Raw genomic sequence first — 12,756 nt, 5'->3', positions numbered from 1 at the left:
CTGTGAAATTATCAATTTTTCACATTGTAACGAAAAGAGGCCGCGATGCGAACTGCAAATCCCCTTTTTATCAGGGGATTTGCTTTAAATCCTCTGAAAACACAGGCACAACCGTCTGTGTGAAGAAATGTGCGAATTTGTGCTTTAACCTGAAACTGTGATACCTGGCACATTTATTAACCCGATAAGCTGGCACGATTAACAACATTGAACAAATAATCACTTAATTTAACAATGGAGGCCGCGGTGCCAATTCAAAACGTATGCGTGATCGGGTTAGGTTCGATGGGCATGGGCGCAGCGACGTCCTGTATCCGCGCAGGACTGAATACATGGGGCGTCGATCTGAACCCGACGGCGCTGGAAACGCTGCGTCAGGCGGGCGCCCGCGATGCGCAGACTGCTGCCGACGGCTTTGTCGACCAGCTGGAAGCGGTGCTGCTGCTGGTGGTGAACGCTCGTCAGGTCAATGCGATTCTATTCGGTGAGAATGGTCTGGCGGCAAAGCTGAAGCCGGGCACTGTGGTGATGGTTTCTTCCACCATCTCGGCACAGGATGCGCAGCAAATTGAACAGCAGCTGGCGCAGCACCAGCTACTGATGCTGGATGCGCCGGTTTCCGGCGGCGCGGCCAAAGCCGCCACCGGCGAGATGACGGTTATGGCTTCCGGCAGCGACGCCGCTTTTGAACGTTTGCAGCCCGTGCTGGATGCGGTGGCGGCGAAAGTTTACCGCGTCGGCAGCGAAATCGGCCTGGGGTCGACCGTAAAAATCATTCACCAGCTGCTGGCTGGTGTCCATATCGCGGTAGGCGCGGAAGCGATGGCGATGGCGGCACGCGCGGGCATTCCACTGGAAACCATGTATGAAGTGGTGACCAACGCGGCGGGCAACTCCTGGATGTTCGAAAACCGTATGCGCCATGTAGTAGACGGTGACTACAGCCCGAAATCCGCGGTCGATATTTTTGTTAAGGACCTCAACCTGGTCGCGGAAACCGCCAAAGCGCTGCATTTCCCGCTGCCGCTGGCCGCTACCGCGCTGAATATGTTCACCGAAGCCAGCAACGCTGGCTATGGCCGCGAAGACGACAGCGCGGTGATTAAAATTTTCAGCGGCATTACGCTGCCTCAGGGTAAGGAGCAGGCATGATTCGTTTAGGCGTCATCGCCGATGACTTTACCGGCGCGACCGATATCGCCAGTTTTTTGACTCAGAACGGCCTGGCGACCATTCAGTTCAATGGCGTACCGCAGCAGCAGGAAGCGATTACCGCGCAGGCGATTGTTATCAGTCTGAAATCGCGATCCTGTCCGGTCGAACAAGCCGTAGAACAGTCGCTGGCCGCGCTGCGCTGGCTGCAGGAGCAGGGTTGCGACCGCTTCTACTTCAAATATTGTTCAACCTTCGACAGCACGGAAAAAGGCAATATCGGCCCGGTGACCGATGCGCTGCTGGCCGAGCTGGGCGAGACGATGACGGTGATTTGCCCGGCGCTGCCGGTTAACGGTCGCACCGTCTATTCCGGGCATCTGTTTGTGGGCGAGCAGCTGCTGTCCGATTCCGGTATGCGCCATCATCCGGTTACGCCGATGACCGACAGCAATCTGCTGCGTCTGATGGAACGCCAGTCGCAGGGTAAAGCTGGTCTGATCGCCGCGCCGCTGCTTGATAAAGGCGCCGACGCCGTGCGGGATCGTCTGGAGGAGCTGAAAGCGCAGGGGATCAATTACGTGGTGCTGGACGCTACCAACGAGCAGCATCTGCTGACGCAGGGCGAAGCGCTGCGCGACTGCCATCTGGTAACCGGCGGCTCTGGTCTGGCGATTGGGCTGGCCCGTCAGTGGGCGACGGCGCAGGGCGACGAAGATGCCGAAACGGCAGGGCGTCCGCAGGGCGAGCGCGCGGTAGTGATCTCCGGATCCTGCTCGCAAATGACCAACAGGCAGGTCAACGCCTATCGCCAGCTCGCTCCGGCCCAGGAAGTGGACGTCCGCCGCTGCCTGGCTGACGTTAGCGACTATGCCCGCGAGCTTTGCGACTGGGTCGCCGCTAACAACGATGGCGAGCTGGCGCCGCTGCTTTACGCGACGGCGGACGCGCAGCAGCTGCAGGCGATTCAGCAGGAATATGGCGCGGAACGCAGCAGCGCCGCTGTTGAGGCACTTTTTGCCGCCGTGACTCGCGAACTGAAAACCCGCGGCTGGCAGCGCTTTATTGTCGCGGGCGGCGAAACCTCCGGCGTGGTGGCGCAGAGTCTTGACGTCACCGCTTTCCATATTGGGCCAACCATCTCTCCCGGCGTACCCTGGGTGCGCGATATCCATCAGCCGCTGTCGCTGGCGCTGAAGTCGGGCAATTTTGGCGACGAAGAGTTTTTCCGCCGCGCGCAAACGGAGTTTCCACTATGACTGAACAACAGGCTCGCCAGGAGATGGTTAAGCTGGGCGCTTCTTTCTTTCAGCGCGGGTATGCGACCGGTTCCGCCGGCAATCTTTCCCTGCGGCTGGAAGACGGTAATCTGCTGGCGACGCCGACCGGTTCCTGCCTGGGCGAGCTGGACGGCGAGCGCCTCTCAAAGGTGACGCCAGAAGGCGAATGGCTCTCCGGTGATAAGCCTTCCAAAGAGATTGCCTTTCACCGTGCGCTCTACCTCAACGATCCGGACTGCAAAGCGGTGGTGCATTTACACAGCCATTACCTGACGGCGCTCTCCTGTCTGGAAGGGCTCGATCAGCACAACTGCATCCGGCCATTTACGCCTTATGTGGTGATGCGCGTCGGCGATGTGCCGGTAGTGCCTTACTACAAACCCGGCGACCAGCGACTGGCGGACGATCTCGCCGGGCTGGCTGGCCGCTATCGCGGCTTTTTGCTGGCGAACCACGGCTCGGTCGTGGTGGGGAAAACGCTGCGCGAAGCGGCAGACAATACCGAAGAACTGGAAGAGACGGCTCGCCTGATCTTCACGCTGGGCGAGCGCGCCATCCGCTACCTCAGCGAACCGGAAGTCGACGAGTTAAGGAGCCGATAATGCCGAAGTTTGCAGCCAATATCTCCACGCAGTTTAACGAGGTGCCGTTTCTGGATCGTTTTGCGGCCGCGGCCGCAGCCGGATTTGAAGCCGTCGAGTTTCTTTTCCCCTATGACTATCCTGCAACGCTGCTGAAGCAAAAGCTGGCGGAAACCAACCTTAAGCTGGTGCTCTTTAATACGGCTCCACGCGACGTTCAGGCGGGCGAATGGGGCGTAACGGCGATCCCGGGACGCGAAGCCGACGCGCGCGCCGATATCGACAGCGCGCTGGAGTACGCGCTGGCGCTGAACGTATCGCAGGTGCACATCATGGCCGGCGTCGTGCAGGAAGGCATGGATCGCGCGGCCTGCGTGGAAACCTTTATCAGCAATATTCACTACGCGGCGGATCGTTTCGCGCCGCACGGCGTCACTATCTTGCTGGAGGCGCTCGGCCCCAAAATCAAGCCTGGCTATCTCTATGCCAGCCAGTATCAGACGCTGGAAATGATGACGCGCATCGACAGGCCGAACGTCTTTACCCAGCTCGACCTGTTTCACGCGCAGATGGTGGACGGCAACCTGAGCCACCTGATCCGCGCCAACGCGGGACGCTATCGCCACGTGCAGATCGCCTCTGCACCGGATCGTCACGAGCCTGACGAAGGCGAAATCAACTATCCGTGGCTGTTTAACCTGCTTGATGAAGTGGGCTACGACGGCTGGGTAGGCTGCGAATATCTGCCGCGAAACGGCACGCTCGCCGGGCTTGGCTGGTTCAAACCCTGGGCGAAAAAACGCTGAAAACCCGTACTTTCCGGCGCTTTGCGCCGGTTTGCTTCAACCTTGCCTGCACCGGGTACCCCCATCGGTTAAAACGATAACAATATCTGAGGTTTTTCATGTCCACCGCTATGCTGTTAGCCATTGCGACCGCCAGCATCGTTATCCTGCTGCTGCTGGTCATTAAAGCCAAAGTCCATCCTTTCGTCGCTCTGCTGATTGTCAGCCTGCTGGTCGCCATCGCTACCGGCATTCCGTCTGAAAAAATTATGGAAGTCATTATGAGCGGCATGGGCGGGCTGCTCGGCCATATCGCTATTATTATCGTGCTGGGCGCGATGCTCGGCGCGGTTATCGAGGCTTCTGGCGGCGCAGAGTCGCTGGCGCAGCGCTTCAGCAAATCGCTGGGCATTAAGCGCACCGTAGCGGCGCTGACTATGGCTGCTTTTATTCTCGGTATTCCGGTCTTTTTCGAAGTCGGCTTTATTATTGTCATCCCGCTGATTTACGGCTTTACCAAAGTCGCCCGCGTGTCGCCGATGAAGTTTGGCCTGCCGATGGCGGGCGTGATGCTGACGGTACACGTGGCGCTGCCGACGCATCCCGGCCCGGCAGCCGCGGCTGGCATATTGCACACCGATATGGGCTGGCTGATGATGTTGGGCATTCTGATTTCGATTCCGGTCGGCGTCGTGGGCTACTTTGTCGCTAAAGTTATGAATCGTCAGCACTATAAGCTGTCGGTTGAAGTGCTGGAAAGCCTGCAAATGGCGAAGCCGGAAGGTGCGGAGAAGAAGAACGAGCCGGCAGCGCCGGGCGCGCTGATGATCTCAGGACTGATCGTGGTGCCTATCGCCCTGATCGTGCTGGGTACGCTGGCGCATTCGTTGCTGGCGGAAGAGAGTTTGCTGCGCAAGGTGATGATGGTTATAGGTACGCCGCCTATCGCGCTGCTTATCGCGCTGGCGCTGGCCGCCTGGCTGCTTGGCGTGCGTCGCGGCTGGAGCAAAGAGAAGCTGGAAGATCTCACCGGTCGCGCGATCCCCGGCTCGGCCAGCGTGATCCTGGTAGCGGGCGCGGGCGGCGCTTTCGGCAAGGTGCTGGTTGAGTCGGGTGTCGGCAAAGCCCTTGCGCTTACGCTTGAAACGCTGCATCTGCCGCTGGTGCCGGCCGCGTTTATCCTGTCGCTGGCGCTGCGCGCGTCGCAGGGTTCCGCTACGGTGGCAATTCTTACCACCAGCGGGCTGCTGACCTCGGCAGTGGCGGGTGCGGGCGATATGCAGCGGGTTCTGGTGACGCTGGCCGCCTGTTTTGGCGGGCTGGGCCTGTCGCACGTTAACGACGCCGGTTTCTGGGTGGTCACACGCTATCTGGGCCTGTCGGTAGGCGACGGCCTGAAAACCTGGACGATGCTGACCACCGTCATGGGTCTGACCGGCTTTGCGCTCACCTGGCTGGTTTGGGCGCTGATCTGATCCTTTGCTCTGTGACGGGAGAAGAACCGCATTTTTCTTCTCCCGTTCAGTCACGCTTAGCGATTACCGCGCATCGGCGATCCTTTTCGCCAGCTGGCTGGCAAGATAACGGGCGGTAGTGCTCCGCTTCGCCTGGCTGACCTCTTCCGGTTTTCCGGCCGCCACGATTTTACCGCCGTCGCTACCCGAACCTGGCCCCAGGTCGATCACCCAGTCGGCTTCCGCAGCGATACGCATATCGTGCTCCGCCATAATGACGGTATCGCCTCGTTGAACCAGCCGATCCAGCACGCCCATCAGCTTATCCGTATCGGAAGGGTGCAGACCTGAGGAAGGCTCATCCAGCAGATAAAGCGTGTTGCCGCGCTGGGTACGCTGTAACTCCCAGGCCAGCTTAATGCGCTGGCATTCGCCGCCGGAGAGCTCCGTCGCGGGCTGGCCCAGTTTCAGATAGCCCAGGCCCAGTGAGATCAGCGCGGTTAGCGAGCGCTGAATGGTGTCATTGCCCGCGAAAACGTCCGTGCCTTCCTCTACCGTCAGGTCGAGCACGTCGGCAATGGTTTTCTCCCGCCATTTGACCTTCAGCGTCTCATCGTTGTAGCGCGCGCCGCCGCAGGCCGTACAGGGCGCGCTTACCGCCGGCATAAACATCAATTCGATGGTGATTTGCCCTTGTCCTTCACAGGCGGCACAGCGTCCGGCGGGCAGGTTAAAGGAGAATCGACTCGCGTTGTAGCCTCTTTGCTTCGCCTCGTCGGTTTCGGCAAACAGCTTGCGAACCGTGTCGAAAAATCCGGTATAGGTCGCCAGGTTAGAGCGCGGCGTTCGCCCGATAGGGCGCTGGTCAATGCGGATCAGCCTGTTAAGCCCATCGCCGCCGGCGACGATTTTGCCTCGCACTTCCAGCGCTTCGTCCTCTTCAGATGTCTCTTCGTCATCGGGCGTTTTATCCAGCCGTTCAAGCAGCCCTGGCAGCACACGGGTCAACAGCGTCGATTTTCCCGCGCCTGAGACGCCCGTAATAACGGTCATGCTTTCCAGCGGGAAAGCGACTTCAGGCAGTGAGAGCGTATTGCAGCTAACCTGTTCCAGTTTGAGCCAGCTTTCAGGCGTGCGGCGCATTCGCAGACCTTCACGCGCCTTGCTGAACAGATAGGGCGCCGTGCGTGACGCCGTCACTTTTTCCAGTCCTTGCGGAACGCCGTTATAGACGATTTCGCCTCCCTGATGGCCGGGGCCAGGCCCGACCTCAATCAGCCAGTCGGCTTCGGCTATAACGTCAAGGTTGTGCTCGACAATCGCCAGTGAGTTACCGGCGGCAATCAGCGAACGCAACGCGACCAGCAGCGCCTGTACATCCTGCGGATGCAAACCGGCTGAGGGTTCGTCCAGCACGTACAGCACGCCAAACAGTCTGGAGATAAGCTGAGTAGCCAGGCGTATCCGCTGCAGCTCGCCCGAAGAGAGCATGGTGGTTTGCCGGCCGAGAGAGAGATGCCCCAGCCCCAGCATCTCAAGCTGCTCGAGTCTTTCGCAGATATCGCCCGTCATTCTGATCACGGCTTCTCTTAACGCCGTTTCCCGCGGCAGCAGCGGTGACGCTCCCTGCGCACAGGGCAGAAGCAACGCCTTTAGCCGGGTAAGGGTCAGCTCGCTGATTTCGGCGATATCATAACCGGCGAAGGTAAAGGCAAGGGCGTCCGGGTTAAGCTTTTTCCCGTGGCATAGCGGGCAAGACGTGACGGCGACGAAAGGCGCCAGCCGCTTTTTGACGGACTCTTTTCCTCCGGCATAGCTTTGCAGCACGTCCGCTCTGGCGCTGGTATAGGTGCCGTTGTAATCGGGTTTCCGGCCTGCCGCCAGCGCCGCCTTCTGTTGGGCGAGGGTCATTCCCTCGAAGACCGGCACGGAAGGGCGCTCATCGGTAAAGAGTATCCAGTCGCGCTCTTTTTTGCCTAAGGTTTTCCAGGGCGCGTCCACGTCATATCCCAGCATTTCGAGGATGGTGCGCAGATTTTTCGCCTGCCAGCCGTAGGGCCAGCTCGCTATCGCGCCTTCGCGAATACTCAGCGAATCGTCAGGCACCAGCGCCTCGTCTTTGACCTGATGGCATCGACCGGTTCCCTGGCAGGCAGGACAGGCGCCCTGAGGATTATTGGGCGAGAAGGATTCGGCAGGCATAAACGGGGTGCCGGCAGGCCGCTCGCCCGCCCGCGAGAACAGCAGGCGCAGCGTCACGGCGATACGCGTCAGGCTGCCTACCGTTGACCGTTCCTGAGCGCCGGCGCGGCTCTGCTGCAAAGCCACCGCTGGCGGCAAGCCGTCAATATTATCCACGTCCGGCACCGGCGCCTGCTCGATCAGGTGACGCACATTAGGCGCGACGGATTCCAGATATCGGCGCTGCGCTTCGGCGTAGATCGTATCGAAGGCGAGCGAGGATTTGCCGGAGCCGGAAACGCCGGTAAAAACCACGATGGCATCGCGAGGAAACGCCAGCGACACCTCCTTCAGGTTATGGGTTCTGGCGCCGTGGACGCTGACGTCAGCGCTGACTCTTTTATCTTGTGATGGCTTCATAATCTCTCTGTGCAAAATCCATGCTGTTTGCCTACGCCTGCGGCGCAGGGAGTGAAGCAAAGGGTAGCAGCTCTGCTGTTATTGGCTGGCTAAGGCCTGAGCAGGCGCGCCGCAAATTTTTTTTCATCGCGGCGAAACTTTTCCCGTCTCTGTAGCGAAACTGTGATTAAAGCTCTAAACCCTGTCGCTTGAAAAAGGAAACGCGTATGAAAAATCTGAAAGCCCTGACCGCCGCCACGCTGCTGGCCCTGACGCTACCTATGACCAGCGCCTTCGCCGCGCTCTCTGCAGGCGAAAAAGCCCCGGACTTTAAGCTCGATGCCGCGCTGGCCGGGAAATCCACCACCTTTTCCCTTGAGCAGGCGCTGCAGAAAGGGCCGGTAGTGCTCTATTTCTTCCCGGCGGCGTTCAGTGCGGGCTGTACGCTGGAAGCCCATGCGTTTGCCGAAGCCACCGACGAGTTCAAACAGCAGGGCGCGACGGTGATTGGCGTGACCGCAGGCAATACCGATCAGATTGCTAAATTCTCCCAGCTTGAATGCCGGGACAAATTCACCGTCGCGGCCGATCCGGGTGCAAAGGTGGCGACCGAATATAAGAACACGCTGGAGATGAAAGGGAAAACCTACTCCGATCGCACTTCTTACGTGATCGCGCCGGATGGCAAAATCCTGCTCAGCTATACCGATAAAAATCCGCAGGCGCACATCCAGAAAGCGATGGACGCGGTGAAAAAATATCGCCAGGCCAATCCGGCATAACGAGGTTTATCATGCTGACTGCTATCGCCGCCGCCTTTCTGGGCGGCCTGATCCTGAATCTGATGCCGTGCGTGTTTCCGGTGATCTCCCTGAAGGCGCTGAGCCTGCTCCGTCATCACGATCGGCCAGCGCAGGCCCGAGCCGAAGGCGTGGCGTTTCTGCTGGGCGTGGTGGTTACTATGATGGCGCTGGTGGGGATATTGCTGCTGGCGCGGGCTGGCGGCTCCTCGGTTGGCTGGGGTTTCCAGCTGCAGTCGCCGCTGGTGATTGCGCTGCTGATCCTGGTCATGCTTGGCTCGGCCCTTAATCTCTTCGGCCTGTTTGAAGTTGGTCTGAGCGTGCAGCGAGTCGGCGGGATGGGCGGCGATCGCGGCGGTCTTACCGGCTCTGCGCTGACCGGTGCGTTGGCGATTATCGTGGCGACGCCGTGCAGCGCGCCCTTTATGGCCAGCGCGGTCGGCTACGCATTGACGCAGCCGCCGGCGGTCAGCCTGATAATATTTTTCTCGCTGGCGCTGGGCTTTGCCGCGCCGTTCACGCTGATTTCGTTTTTCCCGGTGCTGGCAAACGTGTTGCCCGCGCCCGGCGCATGGATGAATACGCTGAAGCACGGTCTGGCGTTTCCTATGCTTGGCGCGGTGGGCTGGCTGATTTGGGTACTGGAGCGTCAGGCTGGCTCAATGGCGCTGGCGGCGATTCTGGCCTGCTGTCTGCTGCTGAGCTTTGCCGCCTGGCTCTACGGCATGGCGCAAAAGCGCCGGATGATGGGCAAAGGACATCTGGCACTGCATCTGGCCACCGTGGCGTTTCTGCTGCTGGCGGTGCCGCCGCTGATCAACCTTAAAGCAGCCGCGCCTGTAGCCGATAAAGCGGAAGCTTCGCAGGCTGCCGCCGTCGCCTGGACGCCACAGAATGTCGAGGCGATTAAAGGGCAGGGTAAGCCGATTCTGGTAAACTTTACCGCATCCTGGTGTATTACCTGCCAGGTTAACGATCGCACCTCGCTGTCAACTCAGGCGGTGAAAGCGGCAATGGCGCGTACCGATACCATCTATATGGTCGCGGATTCCACTAACTATAATCCCGACGTCGAGCAGGCGCTCAGCGATTTTGGCCGCGGCGGCCTGCCGCTTTATGTGGTTTATCCGGCGGACGGCGGCAAACCTGTGGTACTGCCGCAGGTACTGACGCCCAACATTGTTATCTCGGCGCTGGATCGCGCCACGGAAAACGGGAAAAAATCTTGAGTGGATTTTATGGCGTTCGATCAGATAGCTGACACGCGCGGGACGCTTGATGCCAGCGGCTGAGACGCAGCGATGGCCTGCACTGATGGCTCGCGCGCAGGCTGGCGATCGGGCCGCCTATAATCAGCTGCTTAAAGCTATGGTGCCGGCCATTCGTGCTTTCGCCCGCAAAAAAGTAGCCGATGAGGCGCTGGTGGAAGACGTGATTCAGGAAACGCTGTTGGCTATCCATCGCGTGCGTCACACCTACGATCCGCAGCGGCCCATTCTGCCGTGGGTCGCGGCTATCACCTCAGCAAGAGCGATTGACGCCTTGCGACAGCGCGGCAGATATCAGGAAGTGCCGGATGAGGAGTTGCTGAATCTTCAGGCGGCAGAATATTCGCCAGCGGAAGATCCTCAGGAGCTTAATGGCTATCTGCAAAGCCTGCCTGTCAGACAGCGCGAGATTGTGGAATCGGTGCACCTGCGCGAGCAGAGCCTGGCGCAGGCCGCCGCCGAAACGAATCTGTCGGTGTCCGCCGTAAAATCACTTTTGCATCGTGCGATGCTCAACCTTCGTAAATTGGGAAACGGCAATCATGAGAAATCATGATCGGTTTATCGATCAACTAAGCGGCTCGGCCACGCCGGTAAAACGACTCTGGCCCGTCGGCTGGCGCGTGGCCGCCTGGATTCTGCTGGTGCTGCCCTGCGGCGCCATCAGCAGCTGGGCGCTGCACGGCCGGTTTACCGACTGGTCGCAACCTGGCGCGCTTTCCGCGCTGCTGGCGCTGCTGCTCGCCTTTATGCTTGGCAGTGGCGCGATAGCGGGCTCCTTCACGCTGAGCCTGGCCGGCAGACAACCTCTGCGGCTGAAGTGGCTGGCGCTACTGGCGCTGTGCTGGCTGGGGCTGAACCTGAGCAATATGACTTTTGCCGGAGCGCCTGCGGGTGCCGGAGAGTTTGGCGAAGGGATTCACTGCTATCTGTTTATGCTCTCCGCCAGCCTGCCGATGGTGGCGATCTCCATTACGGCGCTGCGCCGCTCCCGCGCGCTCTATCCGGGCAGAAGCCTGGCGCTGGCCGGCTGCGGCATCGCCTTTATGTCGTCGCTGCTGCTGTCGCTCTGTCATGAAACGCATCTGCATATGATTGATTTCGCCATGCATATGGCAGCGGGAGCGACAATTATCGCCATGACCGTTTTCGCCGGACGGCGCTGGATCCGGCTGGATGGCCGGATTTAATCGGCGCCGACACAGCCAGCAACAGTCCAGTAAAGACAGAAACTCAGGATGCCGCCATTCATGCTAATCCCTGGCTGGCACCCTGCGATGAAGGAAAGAAGATAGTCAGTCACTCTTTGGCTGACTGTTATCAGCGTAATGCCTTATCTCACCCGCGCGTTGCGACACGGGAGAATTATTCACCTTAAAGGCAGCCTGCTTTTTTCAGAAGCACTTCTCCGGTGCAGCAATTATCCTTCAGCGACTATACCCAACCCTTGTTCCGAAACTGCCGCAGGGTATCGGCGACCCACTGCATTTCCTGCGGCGTCCCCAGGGAAATTCGGCACCAGTTATCAGCGGGTGGAAAAGCACGGCCAACCAGTACGTTAGCGTCAGCCATATGCTGCTGGTAATCTTTCAGCGGCGTTTTCAGCTGGTGGAAAACAAAGTTACCTTCTGAAGGCAAATAAGGCAGCTGCAGTTCGTCCAGGGCTTTAAGCAGGATCTGACGTGACAGGTCGTTACTTTTTTTACTGTAAGCGATAAAAGCGGGATCGTTCATAGAGGCCAGCGCCGCGTCCACGCCGCAAAAATTGATTTTTTCTCCGGCAACATGCCTTTCCAGCAGGGCGATGGCGTTTGGATGCGCCACCGCATAGCCAACCCGCATACCCGCCATGGCGTGAATTTTGGAAAAAGTTTTCAGCAATATGACGTTATCCATGCCCTGAGCTATCAGCGGCGAAACGGAACGGAAGCGTTTGTCGTTAACAAACTCGGCATAGGCTTCGTCCACGATAAACATCGTATTGGCGGGCTTGCTCTTAATCCAGGGCTCAATAAGATCGGCGGGGGTAATCGTGCCTGTAGGATTATTGGGATTAACCAGATAAACCAGTGAAGGGCCGCTATGGCTGGCGACCGCCGCTTTCATGCCTGCGATATCAAACGCCCAGTTGGCCAGCGCTTTCACCTTAGTGACTTTCATTCCGGCGATATTGGCAAAATGCTCGCCGTCGCCATAGGTCAGCTCAGGAATGACCAGCTGCGATCCCAGCGGTGACCAGGCTTCTACCGCCGCGCGAATGCCTTCGGACGAGCCCGCGGTCAGCAGGATTGACGAAGGCGAGATCTGATGATATTCAGCGACTTTTTGCCCCAGCGCGGTAATCTCCGCTTTGGCGTAGCGATGGGCTTTCGCTACGGCGTTGCGTGCGGCGGCCTGCGCTTTGGGCGACATGCCAAGCGCATTTTCATTGAAGTTGATGCGGATGGGATTGTCGGCTCCAGGCGGGGTAAATGTTGCTGCACCCGTCGGCGCGACGGCGAAAGCGGGTTTACTCAAACCTGTAGCGACCGCCGCGCTTCCCATCAGCATGCCGGAAAGCTTCAGCAAGCTACGGCGTTTGCTGTCCACGACCTTGTTATCGTTTGGCATAAAATTCATCAAACATTCTCCTTTTTAATTGATGTCACCAGGGAGAATGCAGTAACTATGCCAGGTTGCTGACGGCAACTTTTTGTTAATACTGTGTAATTATCGAAAAGCCTTTAACCGCGCAATATGAACAAACGTGCATGAGTCAGCACATCCAGGGAAAAGCATAAATTATTTTAACAATTATCACCTTGTCCGGGCGCTGGTGGTGCAGGGATGCACCAACAGTGCCCGGACAAAGTAAAA

General features: G+C 58.8%; 11 protein-coding genes. 9 read left to right on the top strand and 2 right to left on the bottom strand.

The features are described from left to right. Positions 1-246: 246 nt before the first annotated feature. The 5 genes from ltnD (at position 247) to MKZ79_RS04585 (ending at position 5,273) form a co-directional block, all read left to right on the top strand. The gene (ltnD, locus tag MKZ79_RS04605) at positions 247-1,152 is read left to right on the top strand and encodes an L-threonate dehydrogenase (protein ID WP_336140424.1); all 906 of its coding nucleotides are present in this window, start codon (positions 247-249) and stop codon (positions 1,150-1,152) included. Continuing rightward, positions 1,152-2,411 carry a 3-oxo-tetronate kinase gene (gene otnK, locus MKZ79_RS04600; protein WP_336141346.1) on the top strand — a complete coding sequence of 420 codons (1,260 nt, stop codon included), beginning with the start codon at positions 1,152-1,154 and terminating at the stop codon, positions 2,409-2,411. The genes ltnD and otnK overlap by 1 nt, the downstream gene beginning before the upstream one ends. Beyond that, positions 2,408-3,034 (top strand): 3-oxo-tetronate 4-phosphate decarboxylase, encoded by a 627-nt coding sequence (gene otnC, locus MKZ79_RS04595; protein WP_336140423.1) that lies wholly within the window; start codon positions 2,408-2,410, stop codon positions 3,032-3,034. Before otnK ends, otnC begins: the two co-directional genes overlap by 4 nt. Then, the gene (locus MKZ79_RS04590; protein ID WP_336140422.1) at positions 3,034-3,819 is read left to right on the top strand and encodes an HPr family phosphocarrier protein; all 786 of its coding nucleotides are present in this window, start codon (positions 3,034-3,036) and stop codon (positions 3,817-3,819) included. Before otnC ends, MKZ79_RS04590 begins: the two co-directional genes overlap by 1 nt. 98 nt (positions 3,820-3,917) lie before the next feature. Further along, entirely contained in the window at positions 3,918-5,273 is a 1,356-nt protein-coding gene (locus MKZ79_RS04585) for a GntP family transporter (RefSeq protein WP_336140421.1), read from the top strand. Between the two features lie 63 nt (positions 5,274-5,336). On the opposite strand, the gene MKZ79_RS04580 is transcribed toward MKZ79_RS04585, so the two are convergent. Then, on the bottom strand, positions 5,337-7,853 hold the full coding sequence (locus MKZ79_RS04580; protein ID WP_336140420.1) for an excinuclease ABC subunit UvrA: 2,517 nt from the start codon (positions 7,851-7,853) through the stop codon (positions 5,337-5,339). 206 nt (positions 7,854-8,059) lie between these two features. Between MKZ79_RS04580 and MKZ79_RS04575 the strand changes: the two genes are divergently transcribed. The 4 genes from MKZ79_RS04575 to MKZ79_RS04560 are packed head-to-tail and all read left to right on the top strand — an operon-like array spanning position 8,060 to position 11,090. Continuing rightward, a complete protein-coding gene (locus MKZ79_RS04575) occupies positions 8,060-8,614 on the top strand; it encodes a peroxiredoxin (protein WP_336140419.1) in 555 nt (184 codons plus the stop codon). An 11-nt stretch (positions 8,615-8,625) separates the two neighbouring features. Then, positions 8,626-9,861 carry a protein-disulfide reductase DsbD family protein gene (locus MKZ79_RS04570; RefSeq protein ID WP_336140418.1) on the top strand — a complete coding sequence of 412 codons (1,236 nt, stop codon included), beginning with the start codon at positions 8,626-8,628 and terminating at the stop codon, positions 9,859-9,861. Between the two features lie 49 nt (positions 9,862-9,910). Next, positions 9,911-10,456 (top strand): sigma-70 family RNA polymerase sigma factor, encoded by a 546-nt coding sequence (locus MKZ79_RS04565; protein ID WP_336140417.1) that lies wholly within the window; start codon positions 9,911-9,913, stop codon positions 10,454-10,456. Next, entirely contained in the window at positions 10,443-11,090 is a 648-nt protein-coding gene (locus tag MKZ79_RS04560) for a DUF1109 domain-containing protein (protein WP_336140416.1), read from the top strand. The genes MKZ79_RS04565 and MKZ79_RS04560 overlap by 14 nt, the downstream gene beginning before the upstream one ends. 244 nt (positions 11,091-11,334) lie before the next feature. Here MKZ79_RS04560 and MKZ79_RS04555 read toward each other — a convergent pair whose 3' ends face one another. Next, a complete protein-coding gene (locus MKZ79_RS04555; RefSeq protein ID WP_336140415.1) occupies positions 11,335-12,519 on the bottom strand; it encodes a pyridoxal phosphate-dependent aminotransferase in 1,185 nt (394 codons plus the stop codon). Between the last annotated feature and the right edge of the window lie 237 nt (positions 12,520-12,756).

This window comes from Erwinia sp. CGal63, from assembly GCF_037026505.1.
Classification (GTDB): Bacteria; Pseudomonadota; Gammaproteobacteria; order Enterobacterales; family Enterobacteriaceae; genus Erwinia.
This window is presented reverse-complemented; position numbering and strand designations above follow the sequence as displayed.